21 protein-coding genes, 1 pseudogene and 1 riboswitch are annotated in these 24,130 nt (G+C 39.6%); of the genes and pseudogenes, 12 read left to right on the forward strand and 10 right to left on the reverse strand.

Annotation, left to right across the window (positions count from 1 at the left end; all coding sequences use genetic code 11):
• The first annotated feature begins 24 nt into the window (after window positions 1-24).
• From AB1K91_RS07160 to AB1K91_RS07215, 11 genes and pseudogenes are all read left to right on the forward strand, one after another.
• Window positions 25-801 carry a putative hydro-lyase gene (locus tag AB1K91_RS07160; protein WP_413089093.1) on the forward strand — a complete coding sequence of 259 codons (777 nt, stop codon included), beginning with the start codon at window positions 25-27 and terminating at the stop codon, window positions 799-801.
• Between the two features lie 250 nt (window positions 802-1,051).
• A pseudogene (locus AB1K91_RS20005) lies at window positions 1,052-1,776 on the forward strand (hypothetical protein).
• A 430-nt stretch (window positions 1,777-2,206) separates the two neighbouring features.
• Window positions 2,207-2,818: a hypothetical protein gene (locus tag AB1K91_RS07175; RefSeq protein ID WP_413089096.1), complete on the forward strand. Its 612-nt coding sequence runs from the start codon at window positions 2,207-2,209 to the stop codon at window positions 2,816-2,818.
• Window positions 2,819-2,823: 5 nt separating this feature from the next.
• A complete protein-coding gene (locus AB1K91_RS07180; protein WP_413089097.1) occupies window positions 2,824-4,662 on the forward strand; it encodes a DUF6792 domain-containing protein in 1,839 nt (612 codons plus the stop codon).
• Window positions 4,663-5,004 (forward strand): hypothetical protein, encoded by a 342-nt coding sequence (locus AB1K91_RS07185; RefSeq protein WP_413089098.1) that lies wholly within the window; start codon window positions 4,663-4,665, stop codon window positions 5,002-5,004.
• 570 nt (window positions 5,005-5,574) lie between these two features.
• Window positions 5,575-7,929: an FtsX-like permease family protein gene (locus AB1K91_RS07190; protein WP_413089099.1), complete on the forward strand. Its 2,355-nt coding sequence runs from the start codon at window positions 5,575-5,577 to the stop codon at window positions 7,927-7,929.
• 41 nt (window positions 7,930-7,970) lie between these two features.
• Window positions 7,971-8,738 carry an ABC transporter ATP-binding protein gene (locus AB1K91_RS07195; protein WP_413089100.1) on the forward strand — a complete coding sequence of 256 codons (768 nt, stop codon included), beginning with the start codon at window positions 7,971-7,973 and terminating at the stop codon, window positions 8,736-8,738.
• Window positions 8,739-9,404: 666 nt separating this feature from the next.
• Complete coding sequence (locus tag AB1K91_RS07200) at window positions 9,405-10,022, forward strand: hypothetical protein (RefSeq protein WP_413089101.1); 618 nt, start codon at window positions 9,405-9,407, stop codon at window positions 10,020-10,022.
• A gap of 5 nt (window positions 10,023-10,027) precedes the next feature.
• A complete protein-coding gene (locus AB1K91_RS07205; RefSeq protein ID WP_413089102.1) occupies window positions 10,028-11,866 on the forward strand; it encodes a DUF6792 domain-containing protein in 1,839 nt (612 codons plus the stop codon).
• Window positions 11,867-12,208: a hypothetical protein gene (locus tag AB1K91_RS07210; RefSeq protein WP_413089103.1), complete on the forward strand. Its 342-nt coding sequence runs from the start codon at window positions 11,867-11,869 to the stop codon at window positions 12,206-12,208. It abuts the gene before it with no gap.
• A 676-nt stretch (window positions 12,209-12,884) separates the two neighbouring features.
• Window positions 12,885-13,034: a hypothetical protein gene (locus tag AB1K91_RS07215; RefSeq protein ID WP_413089104.1), complete on the forward strand. Its 150-nt coding sequence runs from the start codon at window positions 12,885-12,887 to the stop codon at window positions 13,032-13,034.
• Between the two features lie 230 nt (window positions 13,035-13,264).
• Here the strand turns inward: AB1K91_RS07215 and AB1K91_RS07220 are convergent, their stop codons facing one another.
• The 10 genes from AB1K91_RS07220 to AB1K91_RS07265 form a co-directional block, all read right to left on the reverse strand.
• Window positions 13,265-13,921, reverse strand: a complete 657-nt coding sequence (locus tag AB1K91_RS07220; RefSeq protein ID WP_413089105.1) for a TetR/AcrR family transcriptional regulator — start codon at window positions 13,919-13,921, stop codon at window positions 13,265-13,267.
• A gap of 149 nt (window positions 13,922-14,070) precedes the next feature.
• The gene (locus AB1K91_RS07225; protein WP_413089106.1) at window positions 14,071-15,483 is read right to left on the reverse strand and encodes a YhgE/Pip domain-containing protein; all 1,413 of its coding nucleotides are present in this window, start codon (window positions 15,481-15,483) and stop codon (window positions 14,071-14,073) included.
• 460 nt (window positions 15,484-15,943) lie between these two features.
• Window positions 15,944-16,756 carry an HAD-IIA family hydrolase gene (locus AB1K91_RS07230; RefSeq protein ID WP_413089107.1) on the reverse strand — a complete coding sequence of 271 codons (813 nt, stop codon included), beginning with the start codon at window positions 16,754-16,756 and terminating at the stop codon, window positions 15,944-15,946.
• Window positions 16,743-17,555 (reverse strand): sugar phosphate isomerase/epimerase family protein, encoded by an 813-nt coding sequence (locus tag AB1K91_RS07235; RefSeq protein WP_413089108.1) that lies wholly within the window; start codon window positions 17,553-17,555, stop codon window positions 16,743-16,745. Before AB1K91_RS07235 ends, AB1K91_RS07230 begins: the two co-directional genes overlap by 14 nt.
• Window positions 17,556-17,561: 6 nt before the next feature.
• Window positions 17,562-18,659: an ABC transporter ATP-binding protein gene (locus AB1K91_RS07240; protein ID WP_413089109.1), complete on the reverse strand. Its 1,098-nt coding sequence runs from the start codon at window positions 18,657-18,659 to the stop codon at window positions 17,562-17,564.
• Between the two features lie 13 nt (window positions 18,660-18,672).
• Window positions 18,673-19,497 carry a carbohydrate ABC transporter permease gene (locus tag AB1K91_RS07245; RefSeq protein ID WP_413089110.1) on the reverse strand — a complete coding sequence of 275 codons (825 nt, stop codon included), beginning with the start codon at window positions 19,495-19,497 and terminating at the stop codon, window positions 18,673-18,675.
• On the reverse strand, window positions 19,487-20,377 hold the full coding sequence (locus AB1K91_RS07250; protein ID WP_413089111.1) for a carbohydrate ABC transporter permease: 891 nt from the start codon (window positions 20,375-20,377) through the stop codon (window positions 19,487-19,489). Before AB1K91_RS07250 ends, AB1K91_RS07245 begins: the two co-directional genes overlap by 11 nt.
• A gap of 134 nt (window positions 20,378-20,511) precedes the next feature.
• Window positions 20,512-21,804 (reverse strand): ABC transporter substrate-binding protein, encoded by a 1,293-nt coding sequence (locus AB1K91_RS07255; RefSeq protein WP_413089112.1) that lies wholly within the window; start codon window positions 21,802-21,804, stop codon window positions 20,512-20,514.
• A gap of 246 nt (window positions 21,805-22,050) precedes the next feature.
• Window positions 22,051-22,653 carry a glycerol-3-phosphate responsive antiterminator gene (locus tag AB1K91_RS07260; RefSeq protein WP_413089113.1) on the reverse strand — a complete coding sequence of 201 codons (603 nt, stop codon included), beginning with the start codon at window positions 22,651-22,653 and terminating at the stop codon, window positions 22,051-22,053.
• A 106-nt stretch (window positions 22,654-22,759) separates the two neighbouring features.
• Entirely contained in the window at window positions 22,760-23,254 is a 495-nt protein-coding gene (locus AB1K91_RS07265) for a hypothetical protein (protein ID WP_413089114.1), read from the reverse strand.
• Window positions 23,255-23,564: 310 nt separating this feature from the next.
• Window positions 23,565-23,651: riboswitch (cyclic di-GMP riboswitch) on the forward strand.
• A gap of 82 nt (window positions 23,652-23,733) precedes the next feature.
• Between AB1K91_RS07265 and AB1K91_RS07270 the strand changes: the two genes are divergently transcribed.
• Window positions 23,734-24,102: a hypothetical protein gene (locus AB1K91_RS07270; RefSeq protein ID WP_413089115.1), complete on the forward strand. Its 369-nt coding sequence runs from the start codon at window positions 23,734-23,736 to the stop codon at window positions 24,100-24,102.
• Window positions 24,103-24,130 lie beyond the last annotated feature (28 nt).

The following is a 24,130-nucleotide window of genomic DNA, read 5'->3' on the forward strand; positions in this document are numbered from 1 at the left end:
ATAGACAGACAGGGGGAATTACAAATGAAACCAAGCACCATAAGAGAAAAGATCAGAAGCGGTGAACACAATACCCATACTTCCGGCTTAGGTAGTGATTATGTTCAAGCCAATTTAGCAATTGTACCAAAGGAATATGCTTTTGATTTTCTATTGTTTGCTAATCGAAACCCGAAGTCTTGTCCAATTATTGATGTATTAGAACCAGGTGTGGTTGAGTCTGCTCTTGCTGCTGGCTCAGATATTCGAAGTGATATCCCGCTTTACTTTGTATATGAGAACGGTATGTTAACGGAGAAGCGTCAGGATCTTAAAGAGATCTGGCAGGATGACTTTGTATCTTTTTTGATTGGGTGCAGCTTTACTTTTGAAAGTGCATTACTAAAGGGAGGCGTTCCTTTAAAACACATTGAACAAAATAGAAATGTGGCGATGTACATAACAAACCGTCAAACGAAGCAAGCTGGTGAATTTAGTGGACCTGTCGTAGTCTCCATGAGACCCATTAAAAATGAGCTGGTTCAAAAGGCAATTGATATCACTGCACAGTTTCCAAACATGCATGGATCTCCAATTCATGTAGGAGATCCGAAAGAAATAGGTATTAACGATATCAGCAAGCCTGATTTTGGAGAATTTACGGAGTTCGGAGAAGGAGAAACACCTGTTTTTTGGGAATGTGGCGTAACACCTCAATCTGCAGCGATTCATTCTCAAATTCCACTTGTGATTACACATGCGCCGGGCCATATGTTTATAACGAATGTTACTAATGATGAATTTTTACGTAATAATTATTGAATACATGGCTTCTAGTTAAGTCTAAAAAAGCGCTAAACCTTAATGTTTAGCGCTTTTTCTGAATTTTATTCTTCTACTAAAACAGGAACAACTCTATGTTTCGTCGCTTGCTCATTAGCTTACATGCCTAAGAACTTTGCTTCACTCCACATTTCACTCATGAATGTTAAAGTGAAAGGAGAACCATTTCATAATAACCCCTGGGAACCGTTAAAGTATTTCTTCCTCATTCGGCTGGGAATGAATGGATATGTCTTATATAATTTTATTAACTGCAGCATACCCAAATTGGAGGTTACGCTACGTGAGACTAAGAATTGTAATTGCTCTCATCTTAACAACTTTGATCATAGGAGGATGCGGATTGTCTAATGGCGACGGATCTGACCAGTCTTCAGGAAACTATAATCAGAATGAAGCTCAAGCTAAGCCAAATGTAGAGGCTTTTAACAATCCATTTACTGAAGAGTTTTTAAAATCCACCGAACCAGTAAGAGAAGGTTATTATCCTCTAGAGGGTAAGTCTGGAGCTTTTACTATGGACTTTCCAGAGGATATGGTGATGAATGATACCGGGTATTCTAAGGATCCAAATGATGGAAGTGAAGTAATTATTTTTTATCACCCGGATAATGAAAGGGACTTAGTTTGGAGTATTATTATAGAATACATGCATTTATGGTAAACGAAGAGATCAGTAAAAAATCGATGTCTGGCCGCTTTGGGGAAGAGTTACAATTTGAACCCCTTGAGTCCAGAGCAAAAGGGCAAAATGCTGAGTACGCCGAAGCGAAAAGCGGAAAGGTGAATGGTGTCACAGGTTTGGTTTGGAACGACAATGCCCAACAAATTCAATTTTATGCTACTTGGGATTGTAAAGATGAACTGAGTGATGAAACATGTATAAAGCTAAAAGACACCGAAAAAGAGAAATTTAAATCGGTTATTCGTTCTATTGAATTTGACAGAAATTGAGTGATGAAAATTTCAATATGGAAAATATCTACAGATGTGGCTCACATATGAATTGAACCCTTATAATATCACCGAGGCACCTTTCTTCAATACTTAAACTACTTAACAACTGCCTGAAATTCCCCCATACCTAAAAGAGAAATAGGCACATTCGAAATTCTTTCATAGAACTTAATTGTTCCTATGCTGTAGAAGTGACTGTCATTTCTTGCATTTGGAAGTTACTGAAAGAAAGTATACTGACTCGGGTCCTATTGCCCTCGGACTAAAGAAGTATTTTACATCTTCTGCCTCATACGACTGGGAATGAATGGATATGTTTAATATAATTTTATTGACTGCAGCATACCCAAATTGGAGGTTACGCTACGTGAGACTAAGAATTGTGATTGCTCTCATTTTAACAACTTTGATTATAGGAGGATGCGGAGTGTCTAATGGCGATGGATCCAACCAGTCTTCAGGAAACAATAATCAGAATGAAGCTAGAACTAAGCCGAATGTAGAGGCTTTTAACAATCAATTTACCGAAGAGTTTTTGACGTCTACTGAACCAGTAAGAGAAGGGTATTATCCTCTAGAGAGTAAGTCTGGAGCTTTTACTATGGATTTTCCAGAGGATATGATCATTGATGACGGGGGATATAATATTGGTCCTAATGATAGAAGTGAAGTAATACCTTTTTTCCATCCCGACAAGGAAAAAGAAATAGTAACTGATGTAATCGTTGAGTATTACGCTTTTATGACAAGCGAGGAAATTAGTAAGAAATCCTTGTCAGACCGATTCGGGGAAGAACTAGAATTTAAACCGACTGAATCGAACCTTGAAGGACAATATATTGAATACGCCGTAACTGCAGATGGTGTCCTGGGGCTGATTTGGAATGAAAACAAAAACGAACAAATTCAGTTTTATTCTTTATGGAACTGCATAGAGGGATTAAGCGAGGAGAAATGTTCTGAGCTTAAAGATTCCGAAAAAGAAAAGCTGATATCGGTTATCGAATCCATTGAATTGACCGAAAATAAAAGTAGGTGATTAATGTGTCTTTAGACAAAATCACATTAAATACAATTTGGATGAGGCTTGTCGACTCAGAGTATGGAAATAACCCCGAAAAGATGGAAGAAACCTTTAGAACTATATATTTAGAAGAAACCGGAGAGTTGTTCGAAGGTGAAGTTGAAGTGTATCATTCTTCCGATTCCGAACGAGCAGAAAAGGTGGATTCTAACTACGATGGGACCGCTTTGTCCATCTCAAGCGGCGGAGAGCAGAACCTTTATGTAATTTCACAGGGCACGCAAGGAATGGAGGACTGGCTTTACAATATAAAGGGTCCCTTTGCAGGAGTATCAGTTGACCAAGTTCAAGCTGCGAAAGAATTCACAGAAGATGCAACAACACACTTCAATATAGATCCAAATAAGAGTGAAGTTATTTCATTTAATCATTCCTTGGGTCTTCATAATAGTGGTATGACCGGTTTAGCCGATGGAACTTTTGATGAGGTATATGGTGTTAATGGATTGATGTTGTCGCCTTACGAACTAGCTCGTTATGATCTGGAGTTTGCTAAAGATGTTCGGAAAGAATTCAATCTTAGAAGTACGAGTGAAATACAAGAACTTCCTCTTGAAGATATCAAGGACTTCACTCTTGGTTACTATGGAGAAAGAGATGTCAAAATCCACAATACAGTTTCCGAAGATGACCCGCTTTATTCGATAAGTGAAAAATTCGGGTTTATTACAGAGTTAAGCGAAACGAAAATTCTAGATACAAATCCTGATGTCAATGGTCTTAAAGAAATGATCGATAAAATACCCGCTCCTGTTATTGAAAGTCTAAGAGTACTCGCTACCGATTACGCAGAAGGTGATGAAAAAGGTGGATTTAATCAGTCGATGAATCAGCTTCTAGGAGCTAATATAGAAAGTCTGGATGAGTATAGTATCAGCGGTGCAATAAAGTGGTATAGAGAGCACCCTGAAGAAGTAGATCAAACTATAAGTGGTCTAAACGACAACTTACCCCGGGTCTTGGAGAACATACGGTTAATGGAAGAAAACTCTGAAGTTATTTTTGACGAGTTATATAAAGGTGGGTATATAACAGCGGATCAAAAGAAAGTAATGATTGAAGAGTTGGGTAACTTAGAAAAGGAATTAACTAACCTACAGGAAGCTATACAATACAACGTTGATATGCACGATGATGATGGTTGGTTCGATAAGATTCGTAGAGGGTTAGGCGATGCTGGATTAGCGGTAGTTGCCGCGATCTTATACTTTAAGATTCCCAATATTCTAGACAAAATAAAGGAAAGCGGCACGCTAGAAAGTTTAGAAGGCATTGTAGATAGTCACAGTATTCCTGAAATGCTTAACGCATTAGCCGAAGGAAACAGGAGTTACGTCGGAAAAGACCTTGTTTTCACCTCAGATGCTGGAGGCGGTGATCCGATAAAAGTGAATATGTCGGCCGCTATGAGATTATATACGCAAGGTGTAACTTCTTTGGAGGTCAAGCAAACCCTTATTACCGAATTAGAAACGCTTGTTAGAGATCAAATAGAGTTTGCTTATAAAGACGAGAAATGGAAAGTTATGCGTGAAATCTATCATGTCGAATCCAGTCCTAGCAGCTATGCGCACGAACTCGGACAGTATAGATTCCCTTCTTATAAAATTAGCTCCGTGAATGTACTCCATGAAATTTACCCCTTAGAGCAAGCGGATCTTGATGAAGAGATAGCCGAGATGAAATATTCTGTAGATACAGGTTTTAGTTATATAGAAAATTATCGAAAAGCGATTGAAGAGCTGTTCAAAGAAGATGAGGAAGTTTCCACGCTGTTTGATTTGTCGAGGAGGATATGAATGTCTGGATTCACAATTCAAGAATCCATAGAATTAATTCCGGAAGAAGATTTCAGTCACAAGAAATCGGTATTAAGACATAAAGTTGAAGAAATTCAAGGTGAAGATCAAACCTTCTATAAGCTTGCTAATAATGTTCTTGTTGGGGAAGACCAAAAAGGTAAAGTGATTGATGCGATGAAAGATGTAACTACTAAACGAAGTAGCAGAGATACTGGCATTAGCGAAAGAGCGTTAGAGAAGATACCTGCTATTGTACGTAATTTTAGCAACCAAGTTGCTGGTATGAAAACGCAAAGAGCAACTATCACATTTAAAGAAATAGCATCCTTATACGATTGATTATATAAATACCCTCCGGCGTAGGCTTCAATGCAGCAACTAGTGAATGAGTAAATCTACGAGTATAAAGTAACACATTTCGCACTTCAAAAAGCATCCATAGCAGTTAAGTTCTTAACTACTGAGGTAGTAATAGCTACAAGCAAGAAGCCAGAAGAAACGCTGGCGGCATGGGCGGTAAGATGTTATAAGCGGCTACATCCTTGATATATGTAGATGAAGGTAAAACGAAATTATTAAGATTTAAAAGGAAGCTTCTCATGAGATTGGAAAACTTGTGAAAGGCTTCCTTTTTATTTTTGTGTAAATTTTTTTCTAGCATCCTCCCATAGTCAACCTACTAAAATTAAGTCTAAAGGCGTAATAAATAATCAGCCTCAATCAGGTTTTTCAAATAAATACCATTTTGTATGATTACTTTAGAAAGTCAATAATCCTTAAAAGCTTATGTGAATGCATCTCCTTAATTTATAAAGCCTCTGGTAATTATTCCTCTGAAGAAATGAAATAGTTGTTACAGCCAAGGCTAGATCAGAAAACAAATATTATTGATGCAGGAAGGAGAAAAACATGTTTTTGAAAATGGTGAAAAATGATTTCATCAGGAACAAAATTGTAACGACTACAGTATTTGTTTTTATCACAATGGCCGTTATTTTGGCAGCCAGTGCCGTTAATAACATTGGCAATCTGATTCAGGGGATGTCAAAATTCCAGCAAAGTGCAGAGCCAGCTGACATTGCGGTGATGCATGCCGGAGAATATGACCAAGGGAAGATCGACCAATTCACAGAACAATACCGTGACCATATAGCGATGCAGGAAACGATGGTTCTTCAGAATATTGATGGAAGCAATATTCACTTCGGTCAAAATCAAACGATGGCTGGGACGATACAGGATATTTCATTTGTGGTCCAGAATAAGCATTTTGATTTTATAGTGGATCTGGATAATGAAAAGCTGGACGTGAAGGAAGGTTTCGTAGCTGTTCCCATCTACTTCATGGAACAACATGATTTAGAAATTGGGGATACGATTACGGTGAAAAGCGGCTGGTATGAGAAGGCGTTTGTCATTTCAGATTATGCAAGGGATTTTGAGATGAACTCGCCCCTTACTTCTTCGAAACGGTTTGTGATAAATCAGGATGATTATAATGAAATGCTTAAAATGCAGGCTGGGGAACTGGAATATCTGATTGAATTCAAGCTGAATGAAACCGGTGATCCTGCTGCTGTTCAGACTGCCTACAACGAAGCTGGTCTTCCGGCAAACGGTCCTATATTGGAAGGTAAGATATTTGCGATTTTTAATGCCCTGTCGGATATGATAATTGCGATTGTTATTATATTTATAAGCATTCTGCTTCTTGTGATTGCTTCACTCTGTATCAGACTTACATTCCTGGCAACGATTGATGAAGATATCAGGGAAATCGGTGTTATGAAAGCAATGGGGATATCCAAAAAAGATATAAAAAAGGTCTATCTTAACAAATACAGAGTCATCTCAGCAGCTGCCGGTATTATCGGTTATGTCATGTCTTTTGCAGTGGTAAATCTGTTAAACAGTAATATGAGACTTTATATAGCTTCCGATTTATCAGGAAGCTTAAAATATATTCTATCCCTTATAGCTCCATTACTTGTGTATTTCATGATTGTGATGTACTGCAAGCAAGTATTGAAGAGAATCGATAAGATTTCTGCGGTGGAAGCTTTACGTTCAGATATCATGGAGGGTGGAAAGAACCGAAAATACAGTTTCCCGCTGTTAAAGAATAAATTTTTCAGCACGAATATGTACATGGGGCTGCGGGATGTAGGCAAACGATTCAAGTTATACAGGCTGCTGCTTGTTATTTTTATCGTATGTACGTTCATTGTCATACTTCCTGTAAATATGTATAACACCATGAATTCACCTGAATTTTCCTCCTATATGGGGATAGGAAAACAGGATATGAGAATCGATCTTCGAAGGACAGATTCCATTACAGAAGATTTTAACAAGCTGCAGGAAGAACTGCAGAATGATTCGGATATTGAAAAGTATGCACCCTACATCACAAGTTCCTACCAGGTCAAAAACGCAGAAGGTACCTGGGACAATATGAATATTGAAATAGGAGATTTTTCCGTGTTTCCGTTGAAATTTCTGGAAGGCAGAGCGCCGGAGGGAGAAGGAGAGATCTCGTTATCACTAGCCCATGCTGCAAAAGATGGATTAAACAAGAAAGTAGGAGATGAAGTAACCGTCAGGGCTGGCGGGGAAGAACAGACGTTAACAGTTACAGGTATTTATCAGGATATTACAAATGGAGGAAAAACAGCAAAGGCGCATACGAGTCTTGGGGTAAATGAAGAGGCCGTTCTTTGGTATATTATGAGTCTGGATTTGGCTGAAGGTGTGGCTATTCGTGAGAAAATGGACTACTACCAGAATGCTTACAGCACGGCGCAGGTAAATGATATCAAAGAATATACGCAGCAGACGCTTGGTAATATCATCGATCAGATGGGGACCGTCGTGATAGGCGGAATCGCCATCGCGATCATCATCGCTGTATTAATCACTGCATTATTCCTTCGAATGTTGTTATCAAAGGATATGTCCCAGATTGCCATCATGCGGAGTATAGGATTAACTTCAAAGCAAATTAGTCATCAATATATGGCAGGCACTTTGATGGTACTGCTATTGGGGATCATACTTGGAGTTCTGGCTGCGAATTTCCTAGGCGAATTTCTTGTAAGCATGGCCATGTCCTCTATGGGAGCGGCAAGAATTGAATTTGTTCATATTATCTGGCAGACTTGGCTGCTTTGTCCGCTAGCGCTGATGATAGCCGTTGGATTGACGATATTTATGTCCTGTAAGGTAGCCGTAAAAGATGATTTATCTGTCGTTTTAAGAAAGTAATAGTACTTTGATATCAATATTTTGGCATGGGAGGAATATAGGTGACCAATATAATAGAAGCAAGAAGTATGACCAAAAAAGTAGCATTAGGAAAAGATAATGAGCTTCATATCTTAAAGGATGTCAACTTGGAGGTAAGAGAAGGTGAATTCATATCGGTCATGGGACCATCCGGAAGCGGAAAATCAACACTGCTATATAATATAAGTGGTATGGATCGAATGACATCTGGCAGTGTGAAGTTTAAAGGCCAGGAAATCGGCGGTCTAAAAGAAGAAGAATTGGCGAAGATTCGACTGAAAACAATGGGCTTTATCTTTCAGGATATTAATCTATTGAAGAATCTGTCCTTGATTGACAATATTATGTTTCCTGCCCTTGTACCATCAGATGCGGATAAACATGCAGTGAATAAAAAAGCAAAAAAGCTGATGAAAATGACGGGAATTGAAAAGCTTGCCAATCACAATATCACACAAGGTTCTGGTGGACAGCTGCAGCGGGTGGGCATCTGCAGAGCATTGATAAATGATCCGGATATCCTATTTGGAGACGAACCGACCGGAGCATTAGACTCCCAATCGACAGAAGAAATTATGTCAATTCTTGCACAGATCAATAAAAACGGGACAACGGTAATGCTCGTTACACATGATGTGAAGGTGGCAGCAAAAACGGAAAGAATACTGTTTATGGTAGATGGAGACATTGTTTCACAGAAGAAGATAGGTAAATTTGATGCACAGCAAGGCGATAGGAAGGAAAGAGAAGAGAGCATTATGAAATGGTTAATGGAGAATGGGTTTTGATTTATAATTTGTCGTTGGGGTTTGCATAAAGTTCATACGAGAAATTTATTAGGTGAGTTCTAAGGGAATAGTTCTTAAGAATATTTGTAAGGAAAGACATGCGAACATTTTGCTTAAGCAATAGGTATAGATCAAATCGTCCTCAAGGGCGGTTTTTTATTTTGTGATGGATGGCAGAACTACCAATCCATGCACCAGGAATTTGTTCATTTAAGTGAGGCCCTTGAGACAACGTGCATATATCAAATGAAAATTTTCAAAATTAGAGGTTAGGAGGTTAACAATTGTTAGTGTTCTCATGTTAAAAACTTTAATTGTAGGAGGATGTAGGGTAATCAACGGAAATGGTTCCAATCAATATATTGATTATTACATCCATATAGTTGAACGAAAATAAAAGTGGGTGATTACGACGTTTATAAGATAGTGTCCAATAGACCAGTTTTATTGTCATACCTTACAAAAAAATAATACCGAATCAGGTCCTTTTAACCTCGGACAAAAGGAGTGTTTTAAAGATTTCTACATCAAATATCTGGGAATGTATGGGGATGTTTTATATAATTTTAATGGTTGCAGCAATACCCATTTTGGAGGTTATGCTACGTGAGAATAAGAATTGTAATTGCCCTCATTTTAACCACTTTAATTATAGGAGGATGCGGCGTGTCAAATGGCGATGGTTCTAATCAAAGTTCGGGAAATGGAAACCAAAATGAAGTTGAATCCAAGCCGGATGTGGCGGCATTCAATGATCAATTTACCGAGAATTTTTTAATATCCACCGAACCCGTTAGAGAAGGATATTACCCGTTCAAGTCGGAAATCGGCACAATAACGATGGACTTTCCTGAAAATATGGTTGTGGGTGAAAAAAGCCATCAAATTGCAGACGGAAATCGTGGTGAAATGTTTGAGATATCTAGCGCTGATGTGAATAGTAAAGTATTTACGAACCACTTATTTAAATACTTCAATTTTACGCGAGAGATAAAATATACGAAAGAAAGTATGGCAGGGAGCACAGGGGAAGAGCTCGATTTTAAGACAATGGATACGGGAATTAGCAATCAATACACTGAAATAGCGGAATATCAGGATGGTGCAGATGAATTCTTAGCTACATTAGTTTGGAACGATAATCATCAAGAAATACAAGTTTTCACAAATATGACTTGTAGAGATGACCTTAATGAGGATGAATGTAAGAAAGAACAAGAAAAAGCGAAACAAAGTGCTTTAGAGATTTTAAAGACAATAAAGATCTTGCCTGAAGAGGAGTGAACTATGTGTCATTAGATCAGATTACTTCCTCTAATATATGGATGAGACTTGTTGACGCCGAGTATGAAAATATGGATGAGCAAGAGTTTAGTGATAGATTTAAAACTATTTATCTAGAAGAAACTGGAGAGCTGTTTGAAGGGGAAATTAAGATGTATCACTCTTCTGATTCCGAAAAAATAAAAGGGATAAATTCCAGCTACGATGGCACAGCTTTTACAGTTTCTGACAGCGAAGAAAAAAATCTATATCTTATATCGCAAGGTACCCAGGGTGGATCAGACTGGTTATACAATGTAGAAGGCCCTTTTGCGAACGAGAAGTTTGATCAGGCTGAAGCTGCTAGGACCTTTGTTATTGAGGCGAAAGATCATTTCGATTTTAATCCCGATGAAGGTGAAGTCATTTCTTTCAATCACTCTTTAGGCCTCCATAATAGTTCTATGACTGGTTTGTCAGAAGAAGCTTTTGATGAAGTCTACGGAGTAAATGGTCTAACCTTTTCACCTTACGAGATAATCAGCTTCGATGCTAAATTTTATAATGCAGTAAGAAAGGAGTTTGATATCAAAAGAATTGAGGAAATTGATAAAATTCCTCTTGCTGACTTGAAAGGGTTTACAAAGGACTACTATAGTGATGCTCAGGTTACTATTTCTAATACTGTATCTGAAGATGACCCGCTGTATCTAATAAGTGAGAAATTTGGTTTTGTCCCATTTGATAACACAACAATGGTAGATACAAACCCAGAGGTATCCGGGCTTAAAGAATTGATAGATAATATACCAGATTCTAAGGTCAATGATTTGAGAAATCTTGCAGCTGCTTTCTCAAGAGGAAATCAAAAAGGTGGTTTCAATCAGGGATTAAATGAAGCTCTTGGTGTCAATATAACTAACCTGAAATCCTATAATGCTGTAGGAGTTGGAGCTTGGTACATTAATTATCCCGACGAAGTAGATGAAACAATGGAAGGGTTACAAGACAATTTGCCTGTTGTATTAGAAAATATACGTTTAATCGAAGAGAATTCCGAGGAGATATTTAATAGCTTATATGAATATGGGTATATATCTAAGGAACAAAAGGATGTAATGATAAAAGAGTTGACCAACTTAGAAAAAGAATTAACTCGATTAAATGATGCGGTGGATTTTAATGTGGATATGCATAATGAAGATGGTTGGTTCGATAAGATTCGCAGAGGGATAGGAGATACTGGATTAGCAGCTGTTGCCGCAATTCTATATTATAAGATCCCTAATATCCTGGACAGAATAAAGGAAAGCGGCATCCTAGAAAGTTTAGAAGGCATTGTGGAAAGTCACAGCATCACCGAAATGCTTGATGCACTAGCAGAAGGAAATAGGAGTTATGTCGGGAAAGACCTTGTTTTCACATCAGATACTGGAGGCGGGGATCCGATAAAAGTGAATATGTCTGCTGCTCTGAGGTTGTATACACAAGGTGTAACTTCTTTAGAGGTCAAGCAAACTCTTATTACCGAATTAGAGACGCTTGTAAGAGATGAAATAGAGTTCGCTTATAAAGATCAAAGATGGAAAGTTATGCATGAAATCTATAATGTAGAATCCAGTCCCAGTAGCTACGCATATGAGCTTGGACAATACAGATTCCCTTCTTATAAAATTAGCTCCGTGAATGTACTACACGAAATTCTCCCCTTAGAGCAAGCGGATCTTGATGAAGAGATAGCCGATATGAAACATTCCGTAGATACTGGTTTTAATTATATAGAAAATTATCGAAAAGCAATTGAAGATTTATTCAAAGAGGACGAAGAAGTATCAACACTGTTTGATTTGTCGAGGAGGATATGAATGTCTGAATTCTCTATTCAAGAATCTATCGTTTTGATTCCCGAGGAAGATTTTAGCTACAAGAAAGCAGTATTAAAAAGTAAAGTGGAAGATATTCTTGATGAAGATCAAGTCTTTTATAAGCTTGCCAATAACATTCTCGTTGGAGAAGATCAAAAAGGAAAAGTGATTGATGCGATGAAAGATGTAACCAATAAAAGAAGTAGCAGAGATACCGGAATCAACGGAAGAGCGTTAGAGAAGATACCTACTATTGTACGAAATTTTAGCGATCAAGTTGCTGATATGAAAACGCAAAAAGCCACCATTACATTTAAAGAAATAGCATCCTTATATGATTAGATATAAACCCCATCGCAATAAGCATACTGATTGCCTTGAAATCTTATCTTTATTGATTAAAGTGTGAAAAAATGGAAGACGGATCCGGAAAAGTGATTGTTAACGTAAGCTTCTATGGGGTAACAAGCGAATAGGTAACACACTTGAAACAAGTAACATCGCTAATGTAACCCGATCCGTATCCCGACACACAGTAATTCTTGCATAACATAAAAGCAGTAGCGTACTCATTATAAGATTCCTCAGACTATCTCCGAGGGATCTTTTTAATACGTAAACCGATTAACAATCGTCTGTAACTCTTCCGCTAAATCTGAAAGAAAAACAGTCACGTTCGAGATATCTTCCATGGAACTTAATTGTTACTCTGTTGCTGAGGCAACTGCTTTGGAGCTGGGTGATGTTTCTTTTGTTCCTGTCTTCACTATTTAATTCCTTTTAGATTAATATGCGCAGTATATATCGACAAATCCAGGCAATTCAAATTAGTCAAAAAGCATAAACAGATTAAACTGTGGTTAGCTCCATTTCCAGGTTTAGGATTTATAAAAAATGTCGATTAGCGTCAATAATGATCGTTCACATTAACAGCCTGTTTACAATGAATTGACCTTTCCTTAACAGGCTTCTGGTATCTTACTTATGTACCTTAATTTCTTATAAGGGAGAGGTTTCCATGCTTAAAAAATGGATGGTGGCATTGGGTATGGTATCAGTTCTGACGTTGGCGGCATGTAATAATGATGATGAGGATCCAGCTGATGATGATCAAATCGAAGAACAGGAATCCGACGATACAGAGGAAGATACAGAGCAGTCTGAATAACTTATAGAAGCTTGAAAAGGCGTTCCGCTAAGGTACGCCTTTTATTTAATTCATTGTTTAACTTAATAGGAGCAGACTTCATCGTAATAAAACGGGAAGTGCAATATTTAAAAGACTACTTTTTTATGAAGAAAGTAGTCTTGTTTCGTTTTGTATTTTCTGTTGTTAACATAGTTAATCCGAAATGACGAAATAGGGTTATACAGAAAGCAATTTATGCAATCGAGAATTTAATCCGTTTCAGGCGAAAGTCCATTTATAATAAGATTTATTGTTTGTTCGATCTCACTATTATCGTCCCAATTCATGTCGGGATAGATGATGTGTCTGGTAAATAAGAACCCAATGACTGTAGAAGCGGTGAAGCGGATGACGGTATGAACGGGCAAATCTTTTATTTGACCTTTCTCTTGAAAATGGATGATGGTGTTCTCCAAGCGTTTAAATAAGGGTTGTGCGATATACGCTTTGTAGTTTTCCTGTAATTCTGGATGATATGAAATTTCCTGCATAAAAATCTTTAGGATCGATAAATTCTCCTTGATAAAATCAACTCGATTTTTTAGGATAGCCCTAAGAAAGTCACCAAAAGATTCATATTCTTGATCAAAGACAGTGTCAAACTCATCCATGACAAAGGGGGCTATCAATTTTGTCATTGTAGGTGTAACAATGGAGAGTAATAAATTCTTCTTGTTTTTATAGTGCCGAAAGATAGTACCTTCCGCAACGCCAGCTTTTTTGGCAATTTGGCTTGTGGAAGTGGAGGCATAGCCATTTTGGGAAAATTCTTCAATGGCAGCCTCGATGATTCTACTTTGTTTTTGTGTCATTTTCAGATGTTCTTCATTTATTTCTTTGATTTTATCCGCTAGTCTTTGTTCCATCAATCATTTCACCCAACTCATGGATTATTTTGGAAATAAATCCATGCAAAATGCTTATGAAAGCAGCCATGCACGGAATCTCAGTTAATTTATTTTATCATAGTTGCTTTCCTTGTTGCACAAAGTCATCATCCCTGAAATAGGCTTCTTTAAACAAAGTTTTTGTTTGATATCTCCCTTCGTTCCTTATCTGTATTTCTGTATTTGATGGTTAAATATAGCAAGGTACCCAGTATGGAAACGAAGACAAATATGGATAGAAAACCAATATTCAGCCACATCAGATCATAATTACTGTTCGCTACAAGTGCCCTGAATCCAGAAACGGAGTAGGTCATCGGCAGGAAACCACTCACTTCCTGTAAGAGTGCCGGAATCATTTCTACTGGGAATGTCCCGCCGCTGCTGGTAATCTGTAAAATCAACAACAGAATGATAATGAATCTCCCTTTCTCCCCTAATAGGGAAACAACAAGTTGGATCAAGGCAATGAAAGCTAAACTAGAAAAGACAGTAAACAATAGGAAGTAGCCAACATTACCCACTTCCAAGTCAAGGACACTCAAGAGAAATACTACAGCAATGATTGCCTGTATACCAGCTGCCACTGTAATAATGCTGAATTTGCTTATAAACCAGCTAAATGATGATGTCGGTTTGGTGACAGGTTCCCGAACAGGAAAAACAATCGAAATCAGCATTGCTCCTATAAAGAGACCAAGAGATAATGAGAATGGTGCAAATCCATGTCCATAATTCGGAACACTTGTAAACTTGTCAGTATCGATTGTTACTGGGGATGCAATCATATTCAGGTTTCCTTGGGAGGTATTTATGCCCCCAAGTTGTTCAGCCCCATTTGTTAAGCTGGTGGCAATGCTGTTTGCGCCTTCATTAATGGCATGAAAGGAGGATATTAATTGTTCTTTTTGGGCAGCAGCAAGATTGGGGTGAGTCTGTACCGTGGTATCGTAAGTATCTTGCATCCCTGCTATACTTTCTGCTAATTGGGTTGTCGATTCGCTGGCTGTAGTCATTCCATTACTCGTTTGATTCATGGCATCTGCCAGGGTTTGAAGGTAACTCGATGTTAACGTACTCGAAACCTCTTGCTGCAGTTTTTCTACGCCACTTCTTTCAATTGTGCTTACCAGGAAATTGAGGCTTTCATGCGGCATATATCGAAGGTTCGGTGGATTGGGTTCTGTACTGAAAGCAGTGGCTGCATTATTGGAAAAATCATTGGGGATTTCAATCATCATAAAGTATCTGTGATCTTGCAGACCTTCCATAGCTTTTTCTTCTGAAACAAACTCCCACCCAAAGTTATCATCTTGTTCTAATTGCGCAACGATTTCATCACCGAAATTCAACTGTGTACCCTCGAAATCAACGGCTTCGTCATGATTGACAATAGCTACAGAAAGGTCATCTGTTTCGCTATATGGATCCCAAAATGCCCATAGGAATGTGCCGCAATACAGAATCGGTACAAATAGTACAGCAATCAGACCGGTTAAACTCGCCTTTTTTTTCATCAATGATTTACATTCATTTCTCATCTAAAAACCCTCCTTTTTTCCCATTACTAATTCGAACCCAGTTACAGATGGGATTCACATCAGTATCGTTCTTAATACCACCAGTATATAGCACGCCACAAAGAAAATGAAGTGATTACTCACTTTTTAAAATGTAAATCTATTGTAAAAAAGTACGAATGAATGGAAATTCATATTGACCGGTCTGAATCATGAAAAATTCAATTCCTTAAAACCTATCTATCTCTCTATTCGCTTCATTAAAGGGCTCATCCGCAATTGACATCCACATTTTATAGGATTGCTGATGATCCTCATAAATAATGTCGTCAGTCTCGATAGATCATGGAAGATAAGTTGATCTTTACGTGACTTAATAGATTTCCTGATTGCTTAGTGTATGAGATAAAGCAAGGGGATTCAGTGAAATCATGAAAAAACGTCAGCCCTCTTGTACCTGGTCTGACGTTTCTTTATTAAATTATAAAGTGGCTGCAATGTCTTCAACCATTCCATATAGATCTTCAATGACATAATCCGGTTCTATATTCATTTGTTCGATATCCAAAAGGCTGGATGAACCAGTTAACACAAGACAAGTGCTGATGTTATTATTCTTACCCATCACAATATCGGTATCAAGCCGATCGCCAATGATCAAGCATCTGTCTTTTGGAACATTCAAGTGTTCCATAACTTTTTGGATGTAATACGCTGATGGTTTGCCGATGATGTCATCGATTTTGTGTCCAGCAGCGACTTCAATTGCTTTGGCGATAGCAAACGTGTCGGCGATAAAGCCTCCAGGAACGGGGCAGGCTGGATCGGGATTGGTTGCGATAAGTTTGGCACCATTGCGTACGGCTGTCATCGCGGTATTCAGTTTGTCGTATGTAAAGGCTCGGTCCAATCCAACCAGTACATGTGTGGCTTGAAAAGGATCTCCGGTAATTCGCAAAGGGTAAGGCGAGAACTCTTTGGCAATGGCTGCTTCTCCCACAATGTAAACAGAAGCGTCAGGATGATAATCCATAAAGTAACTAGTGGCCAAGGAGGATGCGGTAATGACTTCTTCCAGTTTTGTTGGCAATCCAAGGCCACATAGCAATTGTTGACATTCTTCTCTTGTTCGTGTTGGTCCATTTGTAATGTAAAGTATGCTTTTGTCATGCTTTCTTAATAGATCGATTGTATTTTTTACGCCGGGAAGAAGTTGATTCCCGACGTAAATGGTTCCATCCAAGTCAAAGCAATAGGCGTCAAAGTCGTGGATGTTTAGTTTACTTGAGCTCAAGGTTCGCTTTTATTCTGCTTTGCAGCAGGTCTTTTCCTTCTTGAAGTTTTTCTAACGGTGTGTTTGGTGCATATTCCAGGATCAATTCAGCATGTGGTGCATCTTCACGGAGGGCTGTGAAGATGGGGTCCCATTCGATTGTGCCGTCGCCAATGACCAGATGTGTATCACCTTTTCCATCGTTATCGTGAAGATGCAATGCAAGCAAACGGTCTTTCGTTTCGTTTATCAATCGCGGGATATCCCAATTGTTTAAATGGGCATGCCCCGTATCGATAAGGAATCCTGCTGTTTCATCGATATCAGCCAGGAAATTTGTGAATTCTTCTTGTGTGAAAAGGGAGCTTCCGTTATAGCCGACGTTTTCGATTGCCAGCTTTACATGTAATGGTTTGGCAATTCGGCAAAGCTCGCTGATGTATTCCTTGGCCCGCAACTGTGCTATTTGTTTATCAAACACAGGTGAGAAGCAGAATCCGGGATGGATGACGACGTGTGTTGCCTGGATGGAGCCAGCGAATTCGATCGTTTTTTTGTATTCAGAGAAAGCGACTTCCCGTGTTGCATAGTTCTCACTTGTCAGGTTGATATCCCAAGCTGGTGGATGAATGGTATAACCAACAGGAATGGAGAGCAGTTTTTGTGCAAGTTCCTGGAACAAGTTTTCCATCGCGTTCCACTCTGGTCCGTCCATGAGTAATTCGATTTTGTCTGCGCCATGTTCGATCAGTGTATCGATATTGTGCAATAGATTGTTGGATAATAGAGCCAGATCAGAATAGCAAATAGTTTTTTTCATCGTACATCACTCTCCATAGTAGTTTTTCGGATAACCGATAGAATTGGTTGTTTCTTTATCAAATAGGTGGATTTTATCCATCCGCATTTCTGCATAGACTGTTTCATTCGGCAGCCAGTTTTTCGACTCACTCATGGCGATCCATTCTTGGCCTTCCACATCGAGATAAACACCATAGCTGCTGCCGTGGTTCTCCACTTGTTTGACCTGACCTGTGATGCTGTTATCGAGTGGTGTCTTACTTAAGTGAATATGCTCAGGTCTTATGCCGAATGCCAGTTCAGCTGCTCCGGTTTCCTGAATGAAACGGCTCCATTCAGGGCTCAACTGCAGCGCTTGCTTGTCAAATAGGAGCTTGTCCTGCTGAAAGTCTGCATCGACTACGTTCATCGGCGGGGAACCAATGAACTTGGCAGTGAAGATATTAGCAGGGCGATGGTATACGTTATCCGGCGTATCGACCATTTGGAGCTTCCCTTGATACATCAGGGCGATCCGGTCGCCGACTGTCATGGCCTCTGTTTGGTCATGGGTCACATATACAAGTGTTTGCTTGAAGGTTTCATGAATCTTGACTAATTCTTTCCGGGCAGACACGCGTAATTGGGCATCCAAGTTTGATAGAGGTTCATCCAGCAAGAAGCAATCGCCTTGTTTCACAACCGCTCTGGCGAGGGCAACCCGTTGCCGCTGCCCACCGGACAAATCCTTTGGCAAGCGATCTTTGTATTGTTTCAATTGCAGCATCTCCAGGGCGGCATCTGTGCGACGCTTGATTTCATCCGCAGACATCTTTTTCACTTTCAATCCATACGTAATGTTATCAATCACTTTCATATGCGGATATAAGGCGTAATTTTGAAACACCATGGCCACATTTCTTTTGCCGCTGGGCACGTCATTCATTTTCTGTTTATCCATATAAATAGATCCGGATGTAACGTCTTCTAACCCTGCAATCATGCGTAATGTGGTGGATTTACCACACCCAGACGGACCAAGCAGGATTAATCGTTCTCCTTCTTTGATGGTTAAGTTCAAATCTTTCACAACCTCTGTTTTGCCATATGATTTAGATACATTTTCAAATCGGATTTCCTTCACGATATCCCGCCCTTTACTTAATTCCTGATGAAGTAAACGTTCCAATGATGTAACGCTGGAACAGCAAATATAATGTCAATGGTATGATCATCGTAATGACAGCCACGGCCATGGCAACCGTGAAGTTGGTGCCGCCTTCAGAGCTGATATACATTTGCAGAGCCAATGGCAATGTATAATTATCGACCGTCTTCAAGATGAGTACCGGCCAGACATATTCATTCCACGACAGAATGAAGAACCAAATTCCAGTCGACGTTACCGCTGGCTTCACTAATGGAAGCACGATGTCTTTCATGATGCGCGCATGTCCCAGATTATCCAGTCTGGCTACTTCGATGAGTGAAACAGGGATCGTTTTCATCGATTGACGAAGCAGGAAGATCCCGACTGCATCCGCCAGCTGCGGCAAAATGACACCCCATACACTATCAGCCAGTCCCAGGTCGGAGATGACCAAGTAATTCGGGATCATGGTGACGGAAAAGGGGATGAAGATTGTACTGATCAACACAAAGTACAAGATGTTCTTGCCTTTGAAATTGAAAAAGACGAATGCATATGCTGCCAGGAACGAGGTGAAAACTTTAAATAACGTAACTGTGGCTGCAATGATGAATGTATTGAAAGTAATCTTGACGACATCCAGACTTTCAAAGAAAGTTTGATAGTTTTCCAGTGTGGGGCTGATAGGGATGAAATTTAGTACATTGTTATATGCATCTTGTAATGGTTTGAAAGACGTTCCAATCGCAAAGATGATCGGAAAAATCAGGATGATGATCAGCCCGATGAATAATATATGCCAAGGTATCGATGCAAAGCGGTTAGTTTTCATAATGGATACCTCTTTCGACAAACTTGAATTCCAAAATAAGCAGAATGATGAAGATCAGCATCGTCAGAATCGACAAGGCGGCGGAATGTCCTGTCCGGTACAAAACGAAGGCCTCATGGTAGGCCTGATAAATCGCGTTGGAGCTGGCATAGTTCGGTCCGCCTTGGGTGATGACCTTGATCGGTGTGAAAACATACTGCAGTCCTTGGACGATGGTGATGATCAAGACATAAATGCCTGTAGCACTGCTCATTGGCAGTATGATATGGATGAATATCTTCCATAAAGGCACATTATCCAATCTGGCTGCTTCAATCACTTCCCTCGGGACACCATTGATGGAGGCATAGAGCACGATGAAGTTATAGCCGAAAACTTTCCAAGAAGTAATCAAACTCAAGACGACAATCACCCAGCCATCCATCTTGCTCCAAATCGGCATCTCAACCCCAAACCAGCCAAGAATGATAGCGGCAGGTCCGGAGACGGGATTAAGCAGCCAGGTAAACAAGATTGAACCGACAACCAGTGAAATAACAGACGGTAAAAAAAGCGCTCCTTTATAGAAATTCTTGAATCGTTTCAATACGACATCGAGGACGAAAGCAAATATATAAGGAACAAAAAGATTGATCAATAACAATAAAACGATATATAAAATCGTATTGCCAAACACTTTATATGTAATTGGATCTGACAGGATATCCTTATAGTTGGCAAACCCGACAAACTCCTTCGTCGGTTTCACCATATTCCAATCAAAAAAACTCAGATAGATAGTGTAGATGAAAGGCCAAAACATGAATAGTACAAAGACAATCAGAGAAGGGACCAGTAAGCAATATGCTTTCCAATGGTCTTTCGTTAAGGTGATTTTCAAAGATTCCACATCCCGCATGTAGGTTTTCTAAAGCCTCTTATAAAAGGGAGCAGTCATTCCGTAACGAACCTGAGCAGGGGGATACTCTGGTAAGTTAGGGAGTGCCGCTCCCTTGAAGAAGAGACAGCATGACATTATTTCTTCAGCAGTGAATTGATTTCTTCTTCTGCAGAGGTTAGACCCTCTTTTACATCCACTTTTCCACCAAGGATTTCATCACGGATATCAAGCATTTTCTGCTCAGCTTCCAAACCTGCATCTCCCGGGAAGGAAGTCCAAGGCACAACACCATCCATTTGATCGATGGCTGCTTTCATCATTTCATTTTCTTCCAAGAAGCTTTTCAAGCCTTCTTCTGCTTCTGCTACATCCTTGCGTGGAGGGACGTAACCAGTGCCTTCCGTCCACTTCGCCATGGATTCCACGCTGTACAAGTATTTCATGAATTCCCATGCAGCTTTTTGCTGATCCTCTTCCTGTGCGGTGATGGCTAACATGGCACCGCCAGCAGGCAGACGTTTTTCTTTTCCTTCCCAAGCCGGGGAAGTGACAGTAGCAGCGTCGAATTGAACGTTTTCCTGTATTTGTGAGCGACGGGCAATCGTTGTATAAGCCATGGCAACATTTCCATCGATAAAGCTTTGAACACCTTGATCCCAAGGAACATGAAGTGCTGTTTCATCTTCCACAACCATATCTGTCAGCAATTGATATGCTTCGATGCCGTCTTTGGAAGCAAAAGAAGCTTGTCCATCCGTCAGCATGCGGGCTCCGTTACTTTCCAATAGCGCCTGCGTAGCCCAGTTATCAGCAGGTTCCTGCATATAGAACCCGTATTTGCCGGTTTTATCTTTGATCACTTTGGAGAATTCCCGCACTTCTTCCCATGTCTTCGGACCGTTTTCATCGAGTCCTGCTGCTTTCAGCATGTCTTTGTTAATGTACAGCACGGGTGTGCTTAGGGAGTAAGGAATCCCCACTTGTGATCCATCTGAATTCTTGGCCAAGTCCATGACGTTTGGAAGGAAGTTATCTTTCAAGAATGATTCATCATCCGGGAAATGCTGATCAATGACTTCCTGAGGTTCTACATAGCTGAAGTTATTGGAAAAATAGTCCAGGAAGGACCAGCCGACCTGTACTACAGCTGGTGATTTACCTGAAGCCGCTTCTGCTTGCAGGTTTTGCATCAGTCCTTTATACATGTCAGGGTTATATTTTGCGACGACTTCGACAGAATCGCTTTGTTCATTGAAGCTATTCACGAGCTCTTCTACTGTTTTTCCGCCTTGTGTTTCTGCATTGACATGCCAGTATTCAATGACGGTTTTACCGTCTTTGCCATTGGCAGTGCTGCTGGCGTTTCCGCAAGCCGCCAATAACAAGATGATGGTGAGAACACTGAACATTTTTACGAATGATTTCATGGTTTCTCAGATCTCCTTTTTGTAATGGTTTGTAATTCAGGACTCCTATGCAGTACAAGGAACAGAGCTGTTCTTCTTCACCTCCTAAAATTAACGGAAGAAAACGAAAAGAGACCTCAAATACAATGTATAGGTTGCTATACATCAAATTTGAGGTCTCTCTGTTCGCACCGTTTCTATTCACTTTATACTTATACAATAATACCCAAGTGTTAGATTAGTATGAATGTAGTGTAAATCTTTCATTTACAAACTATTCAGGTCGATTTTCCACATATCCGGATTGGATGTGGTTACGGCAAGTGCACCATTTTTTAATGCTTCCTGTGCATGATCGATAGAATTGAGCAGCCCGCCTGTAATGGTTGGCACCGGAGAAACTGCTGATATCTTTTGGAGAAAGTCAGGTGCCCGGCACGGCATAATCTCAATGATATCAGCTTGGATACGACTAACGTCTTTGAGCAGATTTGTATAAACTTCCGTATCGATTAAAAAGATTCTTTGAACCACGACGAGTCCGCTGGCTTTTGCTTTTTTGATGACACCATTTCGTGTCGTCACAATCGCATGCGGCTGCACATTCCGTTTGACAAATTCTATCCCGTCCCGGTCCATTTCCAGTCCGCCTATTTTCTCTACATGCAAAATGACAGGCAAGCCATGCGATTGAATGAATTCGACATACTTTCGCACGGTCAGGATGGTACCAGTCATCAATAAGACAGCGCTGATATTATCTTTATACTTAATTGCTTTTTCTAGATGCTTCGGCTCTTTTACAGAGGCAACCATTTTGTGGGAAGTGAGTCTTTCTTGCAGTGTAGCGCGTGCGTGATTGTAGTTCATATGCAGTCCCTCTCCGATAGCGTGTATTTTATCGTTAGTTTATAGTTTTTTTGGATGATTTAAAAGAGAGGGATATATTTAGATTTACCGTATAAGCGACTGTCATTTATAAACTTTTACACAAAACAATTACCCAATACGGAGTAGTCTGTGCAGGGATACTCTTCGTAGCAGGTCCATACACCACAATCAAATCGCGATTCGCTAGGTTGCCTGTAAAAGCTTGCCCGTTCGTCAGTACTAATGGTGTATATGGCGAAATATTCAGCTGTAATTGTCCATCACTGCTCACCAGCTGATTATCAAAGAAACTGACTTTTACATTTTGGTTCTGATTCTCTTTCACCATGACAAGAGCTGGAAACTGTGGAGGATAAATTAGAATCGCAGGGGCATCTCCATCATAATAGCCAGTCACACGATCACCCACGGATACCATTGCATGATCCACGAAATAAGTCGTAGGGGACACAACAAAGTTCATTATCGATCCTGTTTCATTTTCGACAGTGAAGAATTTATAGCAGCCGTCGGCTCGGCCATTCCCCATAAAATCACTAATCATCGTTACAGTTCCTTGGAAAGAATAAAAATTGGTCATATGTTTACCTCCATTGCTTTCCATGTACGATATGTAGGTCATTGCCCAAAGGACTGGGCGAATGCCTAGAAAAAATTGAGCAATTAATACTTTTTTGTATTTAAATTGTTTGTGGTTAACCGATATAAGGGGAGTAGTCCTTTGGTATCTAGTAAAGTAGACCTGTGACAGCATCGAAAAGTATGAACAGACGACTCATTTTACCCACGAAATGGATTAGAAGTGATAATTAGACAAAGGATTATAGGTAAATTATAATGCATGAGGGTATGCGAGAGTGTGTTTTTACGTATTTAGAACTATAATCTTAGAACCTAATAAGCCAACTTATCGAAAGGTAGGTACGCAAAGCCACGAGTCTAATATCCATCTGGAAGATGACAGTCGGGTTGATGCTACGTTGGCTGTCCTTGTCACTAAGGATAGCTTTTTTCGCATTCGAGAAGTTACATCAGACTTTAGAAAAGGGAGTTAACAAGATGATAGTCGTGGATAAGAAGAAATATAAGATGGCGATTGACGAAAGTTCCAAAGAAGTACTAGTACAAGTGCATGGATTGATCAGGGAAGAAGATGCAGAGGGATATATGGTCGATTTACAGGAGACGATCAGTAAAGTCTCTAAAAAAGATTATACTTTTGTCGTCGATGGGACGCATCAGACACCAGTACCGTCCAAAGTTGTGCCACAGCTGGAGCAAACAATGCAATTTTACTCCACTTTAGGTTTTAAGGATACGATTGTAATAAAACCATCATCAAAAATAGCTCAAGTGCAAATCAGGAATGCGCTTGAAAGGATTGAATTCACAGGAAAAATGATAGATAGAGTAGATCAATCTATGTAGTGTTCAGTCAGTAAAAATTTGTAGTTGA

This window comes from Terribacillus jepli (assembly GCF_047228925.1).
Lineage (GTDB): Bacteria > Bacillota > Bacilli > Bacillales > Amphibacillaceae > Terribacillus.